This is a genomic window from Streptomyces sp. PKA51, assembly GCF_057552455.1.
The window spans coordinates 126991-146902 of sequence record NZ_BAAJPZ010000013.1 but is presented as its reverse complement, the minus strand read 5'-3'; the positions used below and the strand labels follow the sequence as shown (position 1 = coordinate 146902).

Here is a 19912-nt window from a genome sequence, read left to right as displayed (position 1 = left end):
AGGTCAGCGCGGACTGCTATGCACGGGAACGACCGATTGCCGCACCACCGCACCCGCAAGGAGCGCCAGCCGCATGAAGCCGTCACTGACCACGCGTGAGCTGTCCACCCAGCCCGCCTCCTGGCGCCGCGCCGCCACCGCCGCCGCACACGCCCCAGGACTCCCCGCCCCCGGCGAACGCGTGGCGGTCACCGGCTGCGGCACTTCGTGGTTCATGGCCCAGGCGTACGCGGCCCTGCGCGAGGCCGCCGGCCACGGCGAGACCGACGCCTTCGCCTCCTCCGAATTCCCGGCGGCCCGGACGTACGACCGCGTGGTCGCCATCACCCGCTCCGGCACCACCACCGAGGTCCTGCACCTCCTCGACACCCTCCGCGGCCGCACCCCCACCCTCGCCCTGACCGCAGACCCGCACACACCGGTGATGCACGCCGCGGCCGAGGCCGCCGTCCTGGACTGGGCCGACGAGGAATCCGTCGTCCAGACCCGCTTCGCGACCACCGCCCTGGCCTACCTGCGCACCGGCATCGAGGGGGCCACCACGGTCGAGAAGGCCGCGGCCGACGCGGAGGAGGCCCTGACCGACCCGCTGCCCGAGGCGGCACTGACCGCCGAACAGTGGACGTTCCTCGGCCGCGGCTGGACGTACGGCCTGGCCCAGGAGGCGGCCCTGAAGATGCGCGAGGCGGCCGGCGCGTGGACGGAGTCCTACCCGGCGATGGAATACCGCCACGGCCCGATCGCCGTCACCGCCCCCGGCCGCGTGACGTGGGCCTTCGGCCCCCTGCCCGACGGCCTCCCGGCGGAGGTGGCCGCCATCGGCGGCACCCTCGTCCACGCGGAGGGCCGCGACCCGATGGCGGACCTCGTCCGCGCCCAGCGCCTGGCGGTGACCCTGGCAGAGGCCCGCGGCCTGAACCCGGACGCCCCCCGCAACCTGACGCGCAGCGTGATCCTGCCGGCGGGCTGAGCCGGCGCCGGTGGCGCCTGCGGCGGGCCGTTCCCCACCCCGCCCCTTCCCGAAACCGGGGCTCCACCCCGGACCCCGGTCCGGGGGTGCTAGGGGCGCAGCCCCGCTAGGAGACGGGGAGAGGGCGGGGTGGGGAACGGCCCGCCGCAGGCGCACCGCACCCGCCCCCGGGCGAGTGGACTAGACCTTTCGTGCCTCGACGCGCAAAACTACAGGCGTGAAACACGTCATCGCCCTCGACGTCGGCGGCACCGCCATCAAGGCGGCGCTCGTCGCCCCGGACCACACGCTTCTGTACGAGACGCGCCGTCCCACCGGTCGTGATCGGGGGCCGGACGCCGTCGTGGCGGGGATCCTCGATCTTGCCGCCGAGCTGCGGGGGGTCGGGGAGGAGCGGTTCGGGGAGGGGGCCGTGGCGGCCGGGGTGGCCGTGCCCGGCATCGTGGACGCGGCCTCCGGCACCGCCGTGTACGCCGCGAACCTCGGCTGGCGCGACGTGCCCCTGCGCGACGTGCTGGCCGAGCGCCTCGGCGGCATCCCCGTGGCCGTCGGCCACGACGTGCGCACCGGCGGGCTGGCCGAGGGCCGTATCGGCGCGGGCCGGGGTGCGGACCGCTTCCTGTTCGTGCCGCTGGGCACCGGCATAGCGGGCGCGATCGGCATCGACGGCCGTATCGAGGCCGGCGCCCACGGCAACGCGGGCGAGATCGGCCACGTGGCCGTCCGTACCGGCCCGGACGCGCCGCTGTGCGGCTGCGGGGGCCGCGGCTGCCTGGAGACGCTGGCCTCCGCCTCGGCCGTCAGCCGCGCCTGGGCCGAGGCCAGTGGCGACCCGGCGGCGGACGCGGCCGGCTGCGCCCGGGCCGTCGAGGCCGGCGACGAGCGCGCCCGCGCCGTGTGGCAGCGCGCCGTGGACGCCCTCGCCGACGGCCTCGTCGTGGCGATCAGCCTGCTGGACCCCGGCACACTGATCATCGGCGGCGGGCTGGCCGAGGCCGGCAGGACGCTGTTCGCGCCGCTGCGCGCGGCGGTCGCCGAGCGCGTGACGTTCCGCAGGCTTCCCCTCATCGTCCCGGCGGCCCTCGGGGACGCCGCCGGCTGCCTGGGCGCCGGTCTGCTCGCCTGGGACCTGCTCGCCGTCCCCACCGACACCACGGAGGTATCCGCCCGATGAACGAACGTACGGTTCTCACGGGAGCCCGCGTGGTCCTGCCGGCCGGGGTCGCGGAGGACGACCGGCTGACGGTGGAGGGGACCCGGATCGCCGAGGGCGTGCCGCACGAGGCGCCCACCATGGACCTGACCGGGCACTGGATCGTCCCCGGCTTCGTCGACATGCACGTCCACGGCGGCGGTGGCGCGTCGTTCCAGGCGGGTGGCGCCGAGGAGGCGATGACGGCGATCGGGGCGCACCGCGCGCGCGGCACGACGACCATGGTCGCCTCCATGGTGACCGGCGACCTGGACGACCTGGCCCGGCAGGCGGCACTGCTGTCGGAGCTGACGGAGCAGGGCGAGCTGGCCGGCGTCCACTTCGAGGGCCCGTTCATCTCCCCGCACCGCTGCGGCGCCCACCAGCCGGAGCTGCTGCGCGATCCGCACCCGGCGGACGTGCGCAAGCTGCTGGACGCGGCCCGCGGCGCCGCCCGGATGATGACGCTGGCCCCCGAACTGCCCGGCGGCCTGGACTCGGTGCGGCTGCTCGCCGACCACGGGGTCGTCGCCGCCGTGGGCCACACCGACTCCTCGTACGAGGCCACACTGGAGGCCGTCGAGGCGGGAGCCACCGTGGCCACCCACCTGTTCAACGCGATGCCCTCGCTGCTGCACCGGGCGCCGGGGCCGGTGACGGCCCTGCTGGAGGACGAGCGGGTCACCGTCGAGCTCATCAACGACGGCACCCACCTGCACCCGGCCGTCCTGCAGCTGGCCTTCGCGCGGGCCGGCGCGGACCGCGTCGCGTTCGTCACGGACGCGATGGCCGCCGCGGGCATGTCCGACGGCATGTACACGCTCGGACCGATGGGGGTCGAGGTCAGGGACGGCGTCGCCCGCATCGCCGACGGCCCCACGGCCGGTTCGATCGCCGGCTCCACGCTCACCCTCGACGTGGCCTTCAAGCGGGCGGTGACGGTCGACCGGCTGCCGGTCGAGGACGCCGTACGGGCCCTGTCCGCCAATCCGGCACGGCTGCTCGGCGTCGACGACCGTGTCGGCTCCCTCGAACCCGGCAAGGACGCGGACCTGCTGGTGTTCGACGGTTCCTACGACCTGGTGGGTGTCATGCGCAGGGGCGAGTGGCTGGTCCGTCCCGAAGTGGGCTGATTCCTCCCCCAGTTGCGGCGCGGCGGCAGGTCCCGAGGTCTGGGCCTGCCGCCGCGCTTTTGGCATGATCACTGGCGCTGTCGTCCGCCGGACGAGGAGAGAGTCGAGGAGAGAGAGGCGCCGATGATCCTCACGGTCACGCTCAACGCCGCGCTCGATCTGACCTATCGCGTCCCCCGGCTGCTCCCGCAGACCGAACACCGCGTCGACCGGGCCCTCGAACGCCCCGGCGGCAAAGGGCTCAACGTCTCCCGCGTCCTGGCCGCCCTCGGCCACGAGACCGTCGTCACCGGCTTCGCCGGCGGCCCCACCGGCGACACCCTGCGCCGGCTGCTGGCCGACGCGCCCGGCCCGCTGACCGACGCCCTCCTCCCCGTCACCGGCACCACCCGCCGCACCGTCGCCGTCACCGACGCCGCCACCGGCACCACCACCCAGCTCAACGAGACCGGCCCCGACATCACCCCCGGCGAATGGGCCGCCTTCACCGACCGCTACGCCCAACTCCTGCGCGACGCCGAGGCCGTGGCCCTGTGCGGCAGCCTGCCGCCGGGCGTGCCGGTGGGCGCGTACGCCCACCTCGTCCGCCAGGCCCGGGCCCGCCACGTACCCGTCCTGCTCGACACCAGCGGCGAACCCCTGCGGCGCGGCATCGCCGCCCGCCCCGACGTCGTCAAGCCCAACGCCGCCGAACTGGCGGCCCTCACCGGCTCGACGGAACCCCTGCGCGCCGCCATGGACGCCCGCCGCCGCGGCGCCCACACGGTCGCGGCCTCCCTCGGCCCCGACGGCATGCTGGCCGTCACCCCCGACGGCACCTGGCGGGCCACCACCCCCCGCCCCCTGCGGGGCAACCCCACGGGCGCCGGCGACTCGGCCGTGGCCGGCCTCCTGCTCGCCCGCGACCTGCCGTGGCCCGACCGCCTCGCCCGGGCCGTGGCCCTGGCGGCCGCCACCGTCCACTCCCCGACGGCGGGCGACTTCGACGCGGCGGCGTACGAGGACCTGCTGCCGCAGGTACGGGTCACGGCAATGTGACACCCCACGACAGGAGCCGCACATGCCCCTCACCCGCACCGGCGAGCTCATGAAGTCCGGCCGCCCCCTCGCCGCCTTCAACGTCATCACCCTCGAACACGCCGAAGCCATCGCGGCGGGTGCCGAAGCCGCGGGCACCCCGGCCGTCCTCCAGATCTCCGAGAACGCCGTGAAGTACCACGGCGGCGCCCTGGCCCCCCTCGCCGCCGCCACGGCCGCCGTGGCCCGCGCCTCCAGCGCCCCGCTCGCCCTCCACCTCGACCACGTCGAGAGCACGGACCTCCTCCACGCCGCGCACGCCCACGGCTTCGGCTCCGTCATGTTCGACGCGTCGAAACTCCCCTACGCCGACAACGTCAAGGCGACCGCCGCAGCCGTCCGCTGGGCCCAGGCACGCGACATCTGGCTGGAGGCCGAACTCGGCCGCATCGGCGGCAAACCGGGCGACGCCCACACCCTCGGCGTCCGTACGGACCCCACCGAGGCCGCCGCCTACGTCGCCGAAACCGGCGTGGACGCCCTCGCCGTGGCGGTCGGCAGCAGCCACGCCATGACCACCCGCACCGCAACCCTGGACCACGCGCTGATCGCCACCCTCCGCGCGACCGTCCCCGTCCCCCTGGTCCTGCACGGCTCCTCGGGCGTCCCCGACTCCGAACTCCGCGCGGCGGTCACGGCGGGCATCCGCAAGATCAACGTGGGCACGGCGCTGAACCGCGCCTTCACGGCCGCGCTCCGCGCCTCCCTGAAAGCCCACCCCGAGGCGACGGACCCCCGCAAACACTTCACCCCGGCCCGCGAGGCGATGGCCGGGGTGGTGGAGCAGTTCCTACGACTCACGCAGATCTGCCGACACGGCGCCCCGTGAGGGGCGCCGGACAGGCCCTAGCCCTGCGAGAGCCAGACCTGGTCGAGGTGGGACTCGCAGGCGTTGCCCGGCTCGCAGGAGATCTTCAGGACGTTGGTGCCCTTGTTGAGGGTCACCTGGACCCAGCTGCTGTACCAGGCGTTCTCCCAGTCGCCCGGCTTGGCCCCGTAATTCCTCATGTTGATGGGCGTCGTGGTCTTGTCGCCGTTGGCCCACGTGGTGAGGCTGGCGTCCTTGCCGGGCACGCCGTAGCGCAGGTTCAGCCGGTAGTTCCCGGCCTGCTTGACGTCGACCGTCCACTCGACGGCGGCGCCGGGCTGGTTCATCCCGGTGATGTAGACGCCCCCGTCGGCCTGGGCACCCTTGACCGTCTTCTCCGTGGTGGCCCCGCCGCTCAGCCGCAGATTCGCCGCGTCGCGCTTCTGCTGGTCGTTGACCGAGGGGTTGTTCGGCTGGTCGTCCTTGCCCTTTTTCTTCTTCGCGTCGTCGTCCTTGGCCGGCTCGTCGGTCTTGACCTTGTCGCTGTCGCCATTGGCCGACGTCTTCTTGTCGTCGCCCGAGCTGTTGGCCACGATCGCCGCGCCGATGCCGCCCGCGACGACCACCACGACCGCCACCGCGGCTATGAGCAGCCCGCGGCGCTTCGGGCGGGCCGGTGGGGCGGCGTGGCCGCCCTGGGGCGGGGCGGCGGGGGCGGGGGCGCCGCGGCCGAGCGTCTCCGGCGCCGCGTAGTGCGGGTTCGGACGCTGGGTGGCGCCGACGCCCTGGGCACCGCCGTAGGTGCGGGAGCCGACCGGGCGGACCTGGTTGTACGACGTGCGCGGGACGCCCGGCTGGTAGCCGGCGGAGTCCTGGTTGGTGCCCTCGCCGCCCTCCGAGCGGTACAGGTAGCCGAACGGATCGTCGTTCTCCGGCGTACCGGTGCCCGGGCCCGTGCCCGTGCCGTTGTTACCGGCCGTCATCCCCTGTCACTCCCCACATGGTGTGCCCATCGGCGCCCACGCTGATACCCGCCGAAACCGCAGCTGTCGGCGGCGGTTGCCGCATCGGCGAAGCGTACCCCGAGAGGGTGGTTTCACGCCGTGCCCCTGCCCTTCACAACGTACGCAAAACCCCACGGTCCCGGCACTCAGCCGGCCCGTCTTCCCGCCTTGGCACGCGATCTTTTCTCGACGTACATCCGCTGGTCGGCCGAGTGGAGCACCTCGTCGGCGGACATTCCGCAGCCGGCCCAGCCGATTCCGAAACTGGCCCCCACCCGCACGGCGCGCCCGTCGACCCTTATGGGCGGAATGATGGCATTGCGCAGCCGGGCCGCGAGATCCTCGGCGTCGGCGGGGGTGAGCCCGTCGGCCAGGACGACGAACTCGTCGCCGCCGAGTCGGGCGACCGTGTCGCCGTCGCGCACCCCGCTGCTGAGCCGCCGGGCGACCTCTATGAGCACCTCGTCGCCCGTGTGGTGCCCGAAGCGGTCGTTGATCGCCTTGAAGCCGTCGAGGTCGCAAAAGAGGACGGCGAGCCCCTTGGTGCCGTCGGCGATGTCCTCGTCGGGGGCGATGGCGTGCTCGTGGTGGTGGTCGTAGCCGCCGGCGGGCGGCAGGCTGCCGTAGTCCTCCGGGGAGACCGGGGGGAAGTCCGGCGCGTAGTCGGGTCCGGCGTCGGAGCCGAAGCCGTGGCCGTGGCCCGGGCCGGCCCCCGCGCCGGCCCCGATGCCCGCGGCCTCCAGCGCGGCCGGCACCGCGACGCCCGCGGTGACGCTCTCGACCTCGGCGAAGCCCTCCAGGTGCCCGTACGGGGCGACGGTGGCCGCGCCGTGCGTCTCGCTGCCGGGCGGGCGGCCGCACAGCCGGCTGCTGAGGCGGGCGCGCAGCTCGGCGCTGTTGGGCAGGCCGGTGAGCGAGTCGTGGCTGGCCCGGTGCGCGAGCTGCAGTTCGTGCCGCTTGCGCTCCTCGATGTCCTCCACGTGCGTGAGCAGGTAGCGGGGTCCGTCGGCGGCGTCGGCGACGACGGAGTTGCGCAGGGAGACCCACACGAAGGTGCCGTCGCGCCGGGCGAGGCGCAGTTCGGCGCGGCCGCCCTCGGCGGAGGTGCGCAGCAGGGTGCCGACGTCGTCCGGGTGCACGAGGTCGGAGAAGGAGTAGCGGCGCATCTGGGACGCGGAGCGGCCGAGCAGCCGGCACAGGGCGTCGTTGGTGCGGTGCAGCCGGCCGTGCTGGTCGCCGCCCATCTCGGCGATGGCCATGCCGCTGGGGGCGTACTCGAAGGCCTGGCGGAAGCTTTCCTCACTGGCGCGCAGGGCCTGCTGTTCGCGTTCGAGTCTGACCAACGCGCGTTGCATGTTTGCGCGCAAGCGAGCGTTACTGATTGCAATCGCCGCTTGCGATGCATACATCTGAAGGGCTTCGCGGCCCCATGCGCCTGGTCTGCGCCCATTGCGCGGTTTGTCCACCGAAATGACACCCAGCAGTTCACCACCGGACGGCCCGGTCGTATACATCGGCGCGAACAGCCGGTCCATCGGGTGCCACTCGTCGGCGAAGCGCGGCGCCGGTCCGCCGGTGTGCCACTGCGGAACGTCGTCGTCGTCGAGGACCCAGCCCTCGGTGTACGGGATGAACCTCAGCTCGCCCCACTGGTCGCCCATGGCCAGCCGGCGCTCCCACGACACGCGCGACCCGACGCGCCCCGCCATGAGCGCCTCGGCACTGGCGCTGCCGGCCACCGCGGCGACCACGAGGTCGCCGTCCGGTCGTACGAGATTGACGGCCGAGAGCTCGTAGCCGAGCCCGGTGACGACACCGTCGGCCACGGTCTGCAAGGTGTCCGCGAGGCTTCGCGCGGTGTTCAGGTCCGCGATGGCCCGGTGGACCTGTTTCAAGGTCGCCAGGCGGACATACGGCTCCGACTCGGTCTCCATAGCTCGCTCTCCCCCGAGACCTCGACAGCAACTCCAGACTTCTTGTTTTCGTCCGATTACCCGGCCACTGAATCACAGCGAGCTGACTGCCCGGTACACAGGGTCAACAATTAGAGGCCACTGTGACTCATGTCACAATGAGTGATCGCGCCGCGCTACTGGCGTTCGAGTGCCCTCTATGCTTCGTGAACGCAAATTCGGGCACACGGGACCCCACGACCTAGGACCGTATCCCCCTCCCTCCTGGTCCCCGGGCCCGATGCGTCCCGTCCCCCGGGCCGACTAGCGTGCGGAGCGTGTTGCAGACGACTACGCCCACCGTGACCGGGATAGCCCATCCTGAAGGGGTGACCGCCGCCAGTGCCAGTGAGGGAGTGACCGCCGACGAGTTCCGTGCCGCGCTCGCACGGCTCGCCGCCGGCGTGGTGCTGGTGACCGCGCACGACCCGGAGGACGGGCCCCGCGGCGAGGACGTGGGCATGACGGCCACCGCCTTCCTGTCCGTCTCCCTCGAACCACCCCTGGTCATGGCCAGCGTGCGCACCGGCTCGCGCATGGACGAACTGCTGGAACGGCAGCCGCTGTGGGCGGTCTCCGTCCTCGCGCAGGAGCAACGCCACATCGCCGGCCGCTTCGCGATGAAGGGCCGCCTCAGCGACCGGCTCCTCTTCGAGGACATGGCCACCACACGCGGCCCGGTCACCGGCGCACCCCTGGTGCACGGCGCCCTCGCCGCCGTCGAGTGCCGCACCGAGCAGCGCGTGACCGCCGGCGACCACACGCTCGTCATCGGCCGCGTCCTGCGCGTGGACACGCCCGACACGGGCAGCGGCCCGCTGACGTACTTCCAGGGCCGCTACCGCCACCTGGCGTAGACGGCGACTGGCGGGGGCGCCCCGAAGGGGCGCGGGGCACCGTCTACTGCCAGTCGCGGGCCGAGCGCCCGCGCTTCGTTTCGGCGCGCTGCTTCTTCTCCCGCAGCCGGCGCTCGTTGATGCCGCGGGGGATCTTCGTCGCCCGGCGCGGCTTGGGCGGCGGGGCGCTGGCCTCCGCCAGCAGGGCCGCCAGCCGCACGGCCGCCGTCTCGCGGTTGCGCCACTGGGAGCGGTGCTCGGAGGCCCGTACGCTCACGACGCCGTCCACGAGCCGGCCCGCGAGCCGGGTCAGGGCGCGCTCCTTCCACACCGGCGGCAACGCTTCGGTCGCCGCCAGGTCGAAGCGCAGCTCGACCTGGCTGTCGCTGGTGTTGACGTGCTGCCCGCCCGGCCCGGACGAACGGGAGAAACGCCACATCAGCTCCCCCTCGGGGAGTGTGACGGAACCGCGGATGACATAAGGGCCGGACATGCGTTCCATGATGTCCCCGGCGGCCGGAACTCGTCATCCCGTTAATGTCCGGCAAAGAAAGTAAAGGGACCTGGAACCCTCGGTCCCCCACATGGCGTTATGAGGGGCGACGCAGCTCGTACGCAGAAAGGGACCATCCCATGGCTGTAAGCCTGTCCAAGGGCGGCAACGTCTCCCTCACCAAGGAGGCCCCGGGCCTGACGGCCGTCACGGTCGGCCTCGGCTGGGACGTCCGCACCACCACCGGCACGGACTTCGACCTCGACGCGAGCGCGATCGCCGTCAACCCGTCCGGTCGCGTCTACTCCGACGCGCACTTCGTCTTCTTCAACAACAAGTCGACGCCGGACCAGTCCATCGTCCACACCGGTGACAACCGCACCGGCCAGGGCGAGGGCGACGACGAGCAGATCAACGTCAACCTGGCCGCCCTGCCGGCCGACGTCGACAAGATCGTCTTCCCGGTCTCCATCTACGACGCGGCCTCCCGCGGCCAGAACTTCGGCCAGGTGCGCAACGCCTACATCCGCATCGTCAACCAGGCCGGCGGCGCCGAGATCGCCCGCTACGACCTGAGCGAGGACGCGGCCACCGAGACCGCCATGGTCTTCGGCGAGCTCTACCGCCACGGTGCGGAGTGGAAGTTCCGCGCAGTGGGCCAGGGCTACGCCTCGGGCCTGGTCGGCATCGCCCAGGACTTCGGCGTCAACGTCTGACCCGGACGCGCCCTAGGGGCGCGGGGAACGGTCTGATCAGCCACGGTGCGGCACTCGGCCTGCGGGTGCGTCGTGGCTCGTCGCGCAGTTCCCCGCGCCCCTGACGGGGCACTGCCCCAGCCCACGGCGCCCCGAAGGGGCGCGGGGAACTGCGCGATCGGCCACCGACGGCCCGCAGTCGACGCGCCGTCCCGGACCCTGCGGGCGCATCGTGGCTTGTCGCGCCCACGCGGCGGCAGCCGCAGATCGACAACGCCCCGCGCCCCTTCGGGGCGCCGTGGTGGCGCGTGACGAGGATCCGCCGGACAGGCGCTAGTACGCCACCGTGAAGCGCCGTCCGCGGTGGCGGGGGTGTTCCGCCTCGTCGAGTACCGCCACCGCGAGGTCCTCGACGGAGATTTCGGAGCGGCCCTCGGCGTCGACGAGCAGTTCGTCGCGCCCCGTCCGGTACGTCCCGGTCCGCTCGCCCGGCTCCAGCAGGGCCGGCGGGCTCAGGTACGTCCAGTCGACGGCAGCCGTACCGGCGTTCCCGGCATTCCGGAAGACCTCGAACTGCCGCACGCTCGCGAGGGCGATGTCCCGCCACGCCGCGGGCACGTACCGCGGGTCGTCGTACACGGGCTTCCCCGAATCCCGTACGACCAGGCTGCCCGCGCCGCCGACCACCAGCAGCCGTACGCCCGTGCCCGCGAGCCCGGCCAGCAGGCCGCCGGCGGTGGCGCCGTGGTCGTCCTCCCGGCCGGCGGCGGGCCGGGTGGCGCCGACGACGAGGTCCTGGTCCGCGCCCAGCGCGGTGACGTCGGCGGCCACCGAGGCGTCCCCCGTACGGTGCCGGGCGCCCGGCGGCAGCTCGCCGAAGCGGGCCGCGTCCCGGACGACGGCCGTGACCTCGTGGCCCCGTTCCAGGGCCTCGGCGACGATCCGGCTGCCCACGCTTCCGGCTGCGCCGAAGACGGTGATGCGCATGTGTTCTCAGCTCCTTTGAGACATCTGAGGCAGAGGTGATTTCCGTTCCGCGGCGGCCCCCGGCCTCCGCGTCTGGGCGACGACCAGCGACCCGAGCACGACGAGGCCGCCCAGTACCTGCGCCGGCGCCAGGTCCTGGCCGAGGGCCAGCCACCCCACCGTCGTGGCGACGACCGGGCTCAGCAGGCCCAGGAACGTGACGTCGGTGGCGGGCAGCGCCCGGATGCCGCGGAACCACAGGGCGTACGCCAGCGCCGAGCCGACGACGGCGAGATAGGCGTACCCGGCGAGGTTGCCCCCGGTCAGTGCCGCCGGCGGCGGGCCCTCCACCAGCAGGGCGACCGGCAGCAGCAGGACGCCGCCGGCCACCAGCTGCCAGCCGGTGGTCGCCAGCAGCGGCGCGGGCGAGGCCCAGCGCTTGCTGAGTACGACACCGGTGGCCATGACCACCGCGCCACCGAGCGCCGCGGCGACCCCCAGCGCATCCAGCCGGGCATCGGCCCGCAGCACCAGCAGGCTCACACCGGCCACTCCCGCCGCACCCGCCAGCACCGTGCGCAGCGAGAGCCGCTCCCCCAGCAGCCCGGCCGACAACCCGGCCGCCAGCAGCGGCTGGACGGCCCCCACGGTGGCGGCGACGCCGCCGGGCAACCGGTAGGCGGCGACGAACAGCAGCGCGAAGAACACCCCGATGTTGAGCGCCCCCAGCACGGCCGCCCGCCACCACCAGCTGCCGCGCGGCAGCCGCCGGGTGACGGCGACCAGGACGAGCCCGGCCGGCAGCGCCCGGACGACGGCGGCCAGCAGCGGCCGGCCGGGCGGAAGGAACTCGGTGGTGACGACGTAGGTGGTGCCCCACACGGCGGGGGCGAGGGCGGTGACGAGCAGGAGGGCGAGCCTGCTGCTCCTGTTGCTGCTCATGCTGCTGTTGCTGCTCAGGTCGCTTAGCACTAAGCCAATATATCTCAGCACTAAGCAATCTGTCTCACCACTAAGGGATCTGCCTCAGCGCTAAGCAACCGGCGCTAGGCTGGACCCGTGACCGACCACGTCGACCGCGTCCTCGAACAGTGGGGCCGGCAACGCCCGGACCTCGACGTCTCCCCCATGGCCGTCATCGGGCGCCTCTCCCGCCTGCAGCACCTCGTCTCCGCCGAGCTGCGCCGCACCTTCGCCGCCCACGGCCTGGACTCCGCATCCTTCGACGTCCTCGCCACCCTGCGGCGCAGCGACCCGCCCCACCGCCTCACCCCCGCCGCCCTCATGCGCTCGTCCATGGTCACCTCGGGCGCCATCACCCAGCGCCTCGACCGCCTCGAAGAGCGCGGCCTGGTCACCCGCGCCCCCAGCCCCGACGACGGCCGCAGCGTCGTCGTCACCCTCACCGACGAGGGCCGGGCCCTGATCGACCGCGCCCTGCCCGACCACGTCGCCACCGAGGAACGCCTCCTCGCCGCCCTCACCGGCCCCGAACGCGACGCACTCGCAGGCGCACTCAAGCGCCTCCTGTGCTCCCTCGACGACGGATAAGGAAACCGACGCCGGGGAAGCCTCACCGTCGCCGCCCCCTCCACAACGAGGAGTTGGTACGACGGTGAGCGAGGAAAAAGCCCTGAACGTCGGACCGTCCGCCATCGACATCACCTACGAACGCCTGGGCGACCCCGACCACCCGCCCCTCCTGCTGCTGATGGGCGGCGGAGCACAACTCACCGACTGGCCCGACGGCTTCTGCACCGCACTCGTCGACCACGGACTGCACGTCGTCCGGTTCGACAACCGCGACTCCGGACGCTCCACCCATCTCCACGACGCGCCCGCACCCGACCTCCAGGCCGCCCTGGCCGGCGACTTCACCTCCGCGTCGTACACCCTCTCCGACATGGCCGCCGACACCGTCGGCCTGCTCGACGCCCTCGGACTCGGCAGCGCCCACCTCGTCGGCGCGTCGCTGGGCGGCATGATCGCCCAGACGATCGCCATCGAACACCCCGACCGCGTCCGGTCGTTGACCTCGATGATGTCCACCACCGGCGACCGCGGCGTCGGCCAGCCCCGCTTCGCCGCCCTCGCCGGAATCGGCGCACCACCGCCGGACCGCCGGGGCTACATCGACTGGCGCGTCCGCGCCTTCCGCGCGATCGGCTCCCCCGGGTTCCCCTACGACGAGGCGGTCGCCGCCGAACGGGCCGCACGCGCCTACGACCGCGGCCACGACCTCACCGGCATGCTGCGCCAGTCCGTCGCCACGCTCGCCTCCGGCGACCGCACACCGGCACTGCGCTCCCTGCGCGTCCCCACCCTCGTCGTCCACGGCACGGACGACGCCATGTGCGACCCCAGCGGCGGCCACGCCACGGCGGCGGCCGTACCCGGCGCGGAACTCCTCCTCGTCGAGGGCATGGGCCACAACCTCCCCCGCGAGGTGTGGCCCACGATCACGGCCCGCATCGCCGCGCTGGTCCGACGCGCGGAGGCCGGCAGCCGACGCCGTCAGTGATGCCAGGGCAGCCGTACGGGCGCGCCCGGTACGCGCCCGGCGACCAGCTCGCCGAGCAGGCCGGCCAGGCCGAGGGGATAAACGGTCTCTCCGCTGCCGGCAAGCTCGCCGGGCGCCCACCAGCGGTGCCCCGCGTGGTACGTGCGCTCGTCGGCGCCCTGGCCACTGATGTCGACCGTGTGGCGGGCCACGCGGAGGTGGAAGAAGTCGTCCCGGAAGACCCCCTCGGCCCAGCCGAGATCGGCATACCCGGAGGTGTACGCGATGGCGGGACCGAGCGCCTCCGGCGCCACGACGAGCCCCGTCTCCTCCCGCAGCTCACGAGCGGCGGCCTGAGCCAACGACTCGCCGGCCTCCACCCCACCGCCGGGAGTGGCCCACGCATGACCGGCCGCGGGATCCTCCGGATCGACGTGCGACTTCAGCAGCAGGAGGCGGTCCGCCTCGTCGAGCACCAGCACGCGGGCGGAACGGCGGCGGTATGTCATCTGATCGGTCATGGGCCCTGAAGGTAGGCGACGAAGGCGGCCCAGGTGGGGGTGGGGAGGGCGAGGGTGGGGCCGTGGGGGCGCTTGCTGTCCCGGACGCGGGTTAAGTTGGGTATGTTGTCGGCGACTTCGAGGCAGTTGTCGCCACCTTGTTCATCTCCCGAGCCGCTGTAACTGCTCTTGCGCCACTTCACCGCACCCGGATCATTTACCGGCCTCATGGGCGTATTCCTTCGCGACAGATTCGAGCAGGGTCAGGGAGTCGTCGGGAGACAGCGCGACGGACCGAGCGCGGCTGTAGGAGTCGATACAACGGCTCACGGTCGCCGGATCGTCCAGCAGGATGCCGGTGCGATGGCCTTCGCTGTACGCCACGGGCGGCGCGTCCTCAAAGGTCATAAGAGTCAACGCCCCTTCCACCACTGGGTGCCCGGCTGCAAGCGGGAGAACCTGCACACCGATCCGGCGACGCCGGATCAGCGACACGATGTGCATCAACTGTTCGCACATCACCGCCGCTCCGCCGGTCCGACGGCGGATGACGGCTTCATCGAGTACGGCCCACCACACGGGGGTTGTTGGATGCTCCAGAATCCGTGCCCGCTCCATGCGGGTCTCGATACGGGCCTGCAGATCGTCTTCCGGGAGGAACGGAAAGCCTCCCAGGAAGACAGCGCGGGCGTACCCCGCGGTCTGCAGCACGCCCGGCACGAAGATGGGCGCATACTCCCTGATCTTGGTGGCCTGCCCGTACAGGTACAGCGCCTCGGTGAACCACGCCGCATACGGGGAGACGCTGATCAGCTCCCTGCACATGCGCTCGAACAGGCCGTCCGTCTCCAGTTCGGCGTCGATCAGGGCGGCGAGATCGGGCTGCGGCCTGCGGATCCCGGCCTCCAGCTGGCCAATGTAGGAACCTGAGCAGAACACCCGCCTGCCCAGCTCGTGCTGCGTGAGGCCAGCCGCTTCGCGGCGACGCTTCAACTCGGATCCGAAGAACTCCCATCCGACCCTGGCCTGGCCGAAACGCCCGAAGCGGCCTGCATCCTTGGCCATGGGTTAACTCCCCTTCTTACGGTACTGGTTGTAGCGGACAACCCCCTCCCGAAGCTAGGCCCTGCCGCACAACGCTGAGGCCCGCATCAGTCAGCACAACCCGAAGGGAACATTCCATGACCTACCGCGAGGGGGCCTACGTCGTGGACACGCGGGACGCGACGCTCGCGCAAGTACTGGGCAACGCCGGACCGCACGTGCGGGTCAAGGAGCCGGGTGGTGCGTACGAGTGGTACGTGCCCACGAACGCATTGCGCCTGGCCACGCAGCAGGAGCGCCGGGCCGCCGGCCTGCCCGGCACCGCCGCGGCGTCGCCGATCGGCTGCACGGAATGCGCCGACCTGGAGGCGGCGCGGCGGGAGGCGGTGAAGGGCGGCGACGAGAAGGCCGTCGCCGACGCGACGGTGGCCGTGCGCAGCCACTTCCGGTGGGCTCACCTGGTGCCGCAGGGGGTGTGGAGGTGAGGTGCGGGTGAGTGGGTCCAGTGGCGGAGGGTGCGCTGCGCCGCTGCGCGGCTTGGGGGGCGGAGGGCCGGGCTGCGCCCTGGGGGGTCCGCCCGCTGCGCGGCCGGAAGCGCGCACCCGGAACGGGATCGATGCCCGGCACCGGTCTGAGCGATGAAGCGAGGCACGCCGCTGCGCGGCTCAAGGGCGAGCCCCGCAAGGGGCAAAGCACCCCCCGGATCGCAGTGAAGCCCGCCGCTGCGCGGCTTGGCAGCGATACCCCGCACCGCGGGAGCACCCTCCACGAGGATTCCCGCCGCCAAGACGGCACCCAACCCCGGCCCGGGCATCCTGCCCGCGCAGCGAAGCGGAGCGACCCGCCCACGAGGAAGGGAAACGCCGCGAACACGGGGCTCGCCCTCAAGCCGCGCAGCGGCGGACCCCACTGCGCCAGGAAAACGATTCGGGGCACCCGCACGATGCCGGGCTCCCCCTTCCAGCCGCGCAGCGGGTGGGCCCCCAGGGCGCAGCCCGGCCCTCCGCCCCCCAAGCCGCGCAGCGGCGCAGCGCACCCTCCGCGACCAGGCCCACCGGCCCGCACCCACACCCACCCGCCCCGCTACCTCGCCAGCCGGGCCTCCAGCCCGTCCAGCACGCTCTCCAGCCCCGCCCCGAACGCATCGCCGCGGGCGCCTTCCGCGTTCTGGGCGCGCCGTGCCGCGTACAGTCTGCGCAGCCGCGGATACGGTTCGACCGCCCGTTCCGCCGCCGGCCACAGGTGTTCCACCCATTCCTGTTCGCTGCGGCCGCTGCGGGCCAGCAGCGTGAGCCAGGCCGCCTCACTGGTCGCCGTGCCGATGACGTACGCGCTGAGCGTGTTCACCGCCTGGTCGGCCTCCTCCAGGGGGAAGCCCGCGTCCTCGAACAGGCCCAGCATTCCCTCGGACATGCGCAGCATGTTGGGTCCGAGGTGGGACAGCCCCGCCTCGCCCAGCACGGAGGCGATCCAGGGGTGCCGCAGGAGGGCCGCCCGCAGGGCGTGGGCGCACCGGATCGCCGCCGCACGCCAGTCACCGCCCGCCTCGGGGACTTCGACCTCGCCGTAGACCTCGTCCACGGCCAGCTCGATGAGCTCGTCCTTGTTGGCGACGTGTGTGTAGAGGGAGGCGGCTCCCGCGCCCAGCCGGGCGCCGAGCTTGCGCATGCTGAGGGCGTCGATGCCCTCGCTGTCCAGCAGTTCGAGGGCCGTGGCGACGATCTGTTCCCGGCTCAGTGCCGGCTGGTCGCGGCGGCGCCGTTCCGGCCTGGTCCACACGGACGGCAGTGCCTGCTGTTCCGAACCCTTCATGCGGTCTCCTCCTGAACCCCGGGTGTCCGAACAGTGTACGGCTTTACGAATCACGTTCGGCGACCGTACAGTGTTCGACATGCCGTACACCGTACGGTCGCACCGCATCCGCACCCCCGGGGGGACACTCATGCGCTTCGACACCACCCACTGGCAGGCCCGACTCGACGAGCTTCGCGCCACCCACCACGTCCCCGGCGCCTCCCTCGCCGTACTGGTCGACGGCGTCGTCCACGAGGTGGCCAGTGGCGTGCTGCACCGCGGGACGGGCGTGGAGGTCACGACCGACTCCGTGTTCCAGGTGGGTTCGATCACCAAGCTGCACACCGCCACGCTCGTGATGCAGCTCGCCGCGTCCGGCGCCCTCGACCTGGACGCGCCGGTGGTGGACGTGCTGCCGGAGTTCGCCACGGCGGATCCGGAGGCCACCAAGGTGATCACAACACGTCAGCTGCTGAGCCACACCAGCGGTTTGACGTGCGACTTCACCCATGACACCGGCCGCGGTGACGACTGCCTGGCCCGCTATGTGGAGGCGGCCGCGGGCGTGGCGCTCGACGGGCCGCCCGGCACGTTCTCCTACAGCAGCGTCGGCTACAACGTCCTCGGCCGCATCGTCGAAGCACTGACCGGGCAGACGTGGGACGAGGCCCTGCAGGAGCGGCTGTGCGCGCCCCTCGGCCTCACCCGCACCGTGACGCTTCCCGAGGACGTCCTGCGGTTCCGGGCGGCCATGGGGCACCTCGGCGAGCCGGGGCAGGAGCCCGAGCCCGCCCCGGCGTGGAACATGCTGCCCCGCTCGTCCGGCCCATACGGCGGCGTCCTGTGCGCATCGGCCGGCGACGTCGTCCGGCTCGCGGGGATGCACCTCGCCGGCGGTACGGCGCCGGACGGCACGCGCCTGCTCGGCGCCGACGCGGTCGCCGCGATGCAGCGGCGGCACGCCGACTCGCCGGACAAGTGGACGGTCGACTCGGACGGCTGGGGCCTGGGCTGGACGCTCTACGACTGGCAGGGGACCCCGGGCTTCGGCCACGACGGCGCGACGATCGGGCAGTACGGATTCCTGCGCGTGGTCCCCGGCGCGGGCGTCGCCGTCGCCCTCCTCACCAACGGCGGCTCGCGCCGCCTGCACGCCGCCCTCTCCCGTGAGCTCCTCGGCGAACTCGCCGGCGTCGACCTGCCCCCGGCCTTCGCCCCGGCGGCGCAGCCGCCGGCCGTCGTGGCCTCGCCGTTCGCGGGCACGTACCGCCGCGAGGGCGTCGTCATCACCGTCACCGAGCGGGCCGACGGCGGCCTGCACCTGCGGTACGAGTTCGTGGACGGGATGAAGAACCTGTCACCGGCACTGGAGGCGGACCTCGCCCCCGTGACGGCCAACGTCTTCGCCGTACCCGGCAGTGGCGCCTTCAGCGAGGACTGGATGCCCGTGGTCTTCTCCGCCCTCCGGGACGGCACGCCCTGCTGCTACGTCGGCATGCGGGCAGCACCGAAGGACTACTCCCAGGGTTAGCCACCGCGCCCCGCAGGGGCGCGGGGCAGTGCCCCTGCGGCTGCCACCGCGTGGGCGCGACCGGCCACGACCTGCCCGCCGTCGGCCCCGGGTGGTGTGTCGACTGCAGGTCGTCGCGGGCCGATCGCGCAGTTCCCCGCGCCCCTACGGGGCGCCGTGGGCTGGTGCAGTGCCCCGCAAGGGGCGCGGGGAACTGCGCGACGAGCCACGATGCGCCCGCAGACGGGCGCCGTCTCGCGCCCCCGCGGCGGTGGCCGCAGATCGCCGCGCCCCTGACGGGGCGCTGCGGCGCAGCCATCCGTACGCCCCGTGCCCGCCCCCGTACGCCCTGGGCTCGGGATGCGGGGCGGGGCCGCGCTGGCGATCCTGAGGGGGTCAGGTACACACGGAGAAGGACCGCGCCCCGGGAGGATCGCGCCATGTCCATGCTCGACAAGCTCAAGGGACTGCTCAAGGGTCACGAGGATGTCGCCCGGCAGGGCGTCGAGAAGGGCGGTGACGCCTTCGACGCCCGGACGGGGAACAAGTACCAGAGCCAGGTCGACACCGCCCAACAGAAGATCAACGAGCAGCTCGGCACTCAGGAGAGGCGGCCGGACGACCAGCAGTAACCGCCACCGACCCCCACCTCACCACAACCTGTCGATCTCGCCGGGGTGGAGCCGGATGCGGCTCCCCCGGAAGGCCGGCTCCGCGCGCCGTGCGCGCTCGGTGAAGAAGTCGGCCATGGTCACCTTGTCGAACCCCGGCCGGTCGCTGGGGAAGGGGTCCTGCGGCGTACCGCCGACGAGGACCGTGCCCTCCAGCACCCGCCAGCCCGCGCGCTCGTAGAAGCCGCGCGTCGGGCGGTCGCAGGTGAAGATCCCCAGGTCCGCACCGCTGCGCGCCATCGCGTCACGGGCGGCGGCCACGAGCCGTCGCCCGTTTCCCGTGCCCCGGTGCGCCGGGGCCGTGACGACTGCGCTCAGGCCGGCGGCCCGGTAGCGCTCGGCCGGCCCGCCGGGCGGGCCGTGTTCGATGTCCTTGGTGAGGATGTCGAGCGCTGCCAGCACTTCGTCGTGTGCCGAGACCAGCAGCATGGTCATCGGATGCAGTGCGGGGTCGTGCCCGCCGCTGCCGCCCGTGCCGGACCATGCCTCCTCGTGCAGCGCGTCCACCTGAACGCGCAGAGCCCACGGAACAGCTGACTCCGTATAGGTTCTGATCGACACGCGCACCTTCTCCCCTGGCTTCCTTCGCCGGTCGAATCGATTCTGCATACAAACGGGCGGCGGCCGGCGGATGAACACTCCTGCGGGACTTCTCAACTCACCGCATAGCGGACGCAAATGACCGCTATTTGTTTACCGATAGATCAAATCCTTGTTGCGCCCCTGTCAAAGTCGAACGATCAGTGGCACTCTCTCCTCAATTCGCT

22 protein-coding genes are annotated in these 19912 nt (G+C 72.9%); 12 read left to right on the top strand and 10 right to left on the bottom strand.

All coding sequences use genetic code 11. The features are described from left to right. The first annotated feature begins 73 nt into the window (after nt 1–73). From AC27L3_RS20355 to AC27L3_RS20335, 5 genes are all read left to right on the top strand, one after another. Complete coding sequence (locus tag AC27L3_RS20355; RefSeq protein ID WP_487235471.1) at nt 74–970, top strand: SIS domain-containing protein; 897 nt, start codon at nt 74–76, stop codon at nt 968–970. 217 nt (nt 971–1187) lie between these two features. Next, complete coding sequence (locus AC27L3_RS20350) at nt 1188–2144, top strand: ROK family protein (protein ID WP_487235470.1); 957 nt, start codon at nt 1188–1190, stop codon at nt 2142–2144. Further along, complete coding sequence (nagA, locus tag AC27L3_RS20345; protein ID WP_487235469.1) at nt 2141–3295, top strand: N-acetylglucosamine-6-phosphate deacetylase; 1155 nt, start codon at nt 2141–2143, stop codon at nt 3293–3295. The genes AC27L3_RS20350 and nagA overlap by 4 nt, the downstream gene beginning before the upstream one ends. 123 nt (nt 3296–3418) lie before the next feature. Continuing rightward, the gene (locus tag AC27L3_RS20340; RefSeq protein ID WP_487235468.1) at nt 3419–4333 is read left to right on the top strand and encodes a 1-phosphofructokinase family hexose kinase; all 915 of its coding nucleotides are present in this window, start codon (nt 3419–3421) and stop codon (nt 4331–4333) included. A gap of 22 nt (nt 4334–4355) precedes the next feature. Beyond that, complete coding sequence (locus AC27L3_RS20335) at nt 4356–5201, top strand: class II fructose-bisphosphate aldolase (protein WP_487235467.1); 846 nt, start codon at nt 4356–4358, stop codon at nt 5199–5201. Nucleotides 5202–5218: 17 nt separating this feature from the next. Here AC27L3_RS20335 and AC27L3_RS20330 read toward each other — a convergent pair whose 3' ends face one another. Together AC27L3_RS20330 and cdgB are read right to left on the bottom strand one after the other, a co-directional pair. Then, nucleotides 5219–6163 (bottom strand): carbohydrate-binding protein, encoded by a 945-nt coding sequence (locus AC27L3_RS20330; RefSeq protein WP_487235466.1) that lies wholly within the window; start codon nt 6161–6163, stop codon nt 5219–5221. A 167-nt stretch (nt 6164–6330) separates the two neighbouring features. After that, entirely contained in the window at nt 6331–8118 is a 1788-nt protein-coding gene (gene cdgB / locus AC27L3_RS20325) for a diguanylate cyclase CdgB (RefSeq protein WP_487235465.1), read from the bottom strand. Between the two features lie 296 nt (nt 8119–8414). Between cdgB and AC27L3_RS20320 the strand changes: the two genes are divergently transcribed. After that, complete coding sequence (locus AC27L3_RS20320; protein WP_487235464.1) at nt 8415–8993, top strand: flavin reductase family protein; 579 nt, start codon at nt 8415–8417, stop codon at nt 8991–8993. 43 nt (nt 8994–9036) lie between these two features. Here AC27L3_RS20320 and arfB read toward each other — a convergent pair whose 3' ends face one another. Further along, nucleotides 9037–9474, bottom strand: coding sequence for an alternative ribosome rescue aminoacyl-tRNA hydrolase ArfB (gene arfB, locus AC27L3_RS20315; RefSeq protein ID WP_487235463.1), 438 nt, complete (start codon nt 9472–9474; stop codon nt 9037–9039). A 131-nt stretch (nt 9475–9605) separates the two neighbouring features. Here arfB and AC27L3_RS20310 point away from each other — a divergent pair, with 131 nt between their 5' ends. Continuing rightward, on the top strand, nt 9606–10181 hold the full coding sequence (locus AC27L3_RS20310) for a TerD family protein (protein WP_487235462.1): 576 nt from the start codon (nt 9606–9608) through the stop codon (nt 10179–10181). Between the two features lie 312 nt (nt 10182–10493). Here the strand turns inward: AC27L3_RS20310 and AC27L3_RS20305 are convergent, their stop codons facing one another. Both AC27L3_RS20305 and AC27L3_RS20300 read right to left on the bottom strand, forming a co-directional pair. Next, a complete protein-coding gene (locus AC27L3_RS20305; protein ID WP_487235461.1) occupies nt 10494–11147 on the bottom strand; it encodes an NAD(P)-dependent oxidoreductase in 654 nt (217 codons plus the stop codon). Between the two features lie 6 nt (nt 11148–11153). Beyond that, nucleotides 11154–12068, bottom strand: a complete 915-nt coding sequence (locus tag AC27L3_RS20300) for an EamA family transporter (RefSeq protein ID WP_487235460.1) — start codon at nt 12066–12068, stop codon at nt 11154–11156. Between the two features lie 117 nt (nt 12069–12185). On the opposite strand from AC27L3_RS20300, the gene AC27L3_RS20295 reads away from it, so the two are divergent. Continuing rightward, complete coding sequence (locus AC27L3_RS20295) at nt 12186–12677, top strand: MarR family winged helix-turn-helix transcriptional regulator (protein ID WP_487235459.1); 492 nt, start codon at nt 12186–12188, stop codon at nt 12675–12677. Between the two features lie 64 nt (nt 12678–12741). Further along, nucleotides 12742–13647, top strand: coding sequence for an alpha/beta fold hydrolase (locus tag AC27L3_RS20290; RefSeq protein ID WP_487235458.1), 906 nt, complete (start codon nt 12742–12744; stop codon nt 13645–13647). Here AC27L3_RS20290 and AC27L3_RS20285 read toward each other — a convergent pair. Genes AC27L3_RS20285 through AC27L3_RS20275 form a run of 3 tightly spaced genes read right to left on the bottom strand, consistent with a single transcriptional unit; the run spans nt 13641 to nt 15191 of the window. Further along, the gene (locus AC27L3_RS20285) at nt 13641–14147 is read right to left on the bottom strand and encodes an NUDIX hydrolase (RefSeq protein ID WP_487235457.1); all 507 of its coding nucleotides are present in this window, start codon (nt 14145–14147) and stop codon (nt 13641–13643) included. The genes AC27L3_RS20290 and AC27L3_RS20285 overlap by 7 nt on opposite strands. Continuing rightward, entirely contained in the window at nt 14144–14356 is a 213-nt protein-coding gene (locus tag AC27L3_RS20280; RefSeq protein ID WP_487235456.1) for a DUF397 domain-containing protein, read from the bottom strand. Before AC27L3_RS20280 ends, AC27L3_RS20285 begins: the two co-directional genes overlap by 4 nt. Next, on the bottom strand, nt 14340–15191 hold the full coding sequence (locus AC27L3_RS20275) for a helix-turn-helix domain-containing protein (protein ID WP_487235455.1): 852 nt from the start codon (nt 15189–15191) through the stop codon (nt 14340–14342). Before AC27L3_RS20275 ends, AC27L3_RS20280 begins: the two co-directional genes overlap by 17 nt. A gap of 116 nt (nt 15192–15307) precedes the next feature. On the opposite strand from AC27L3_RS20275, the gene AC27L3_RS20270 reads away from it, so the two are divergent. Then, nucleotides 15308–15655 (top strand): hypothetical protein, encoded by a 348-nt coding sequence (locus tag AC27L3_RS20270; RefSeq protein ID WP_487235454.1) that lies wholly within the window; start codon nt 15308–15310, stop codon nt 15653–15655. A gap of 598 nt (nt 15656–16253) precedes the next feature. Here AC27L3_RS20270 and AC27L3_RS20265 read toward each other — a convergent pair. Beyond that, on the bottom strand, nt 16254–16982 hold the full coding sequence (locus tag AC27L3_RS20265; protein WP_487235453.1) for a TetR/AcrR family transcriptional regulator: 729 nt from the start codon (nt 16980–16982) through the stop codon (nt 16254–16256). 79 nt (nt 16983–17061) lie between these two features. On the opposite strand from AC27L3_RS20265, the gene AC27L3_RS20260 reads away from it, so the two are divergent. Further along, a complete protein-coding gene (locus AC27L3_RS20260; RefSeq protein ID WP_487235452.1) occupies nt 17062–18495 on the top strand; it encodes a serine hydrolase domain-containing protein in 1434 nt (477 codons plus the stop codon). A 419-nt stretch (nt 18496–18914) separates the two neighbouring features. Continuing rightward, the gene (locus AC27L3_RS20255) at nt 18915–19106 is read left to right on the top strand and encodes an antitoxin (protein ID WP_344432570.1); all 192 of its coding nucleotides are present in this window, start codon (nt 18915–18917) and stop codon (nt 19104–19106) included. Between the two features lie 18 nt (nt 19107–19124). Here AC27L3_RS20255 and AC27L3_RS20250 read toward each other — a convergent pair whose 3' ends face one another. Continuing rightward, nucleotides 19125–19706: a GNAT family N-acetyltransferase gene (locus AC27L3_RS20250; protein WP_487235451.1), complete on the bottom strand. Its 582-nt coding sequence runs from the start codon at nt 19704–19706 to the stop codon at nt 19125–19127. Between the last annotated feature and the right edge of the window lie 206 nt (nt 19707–19912).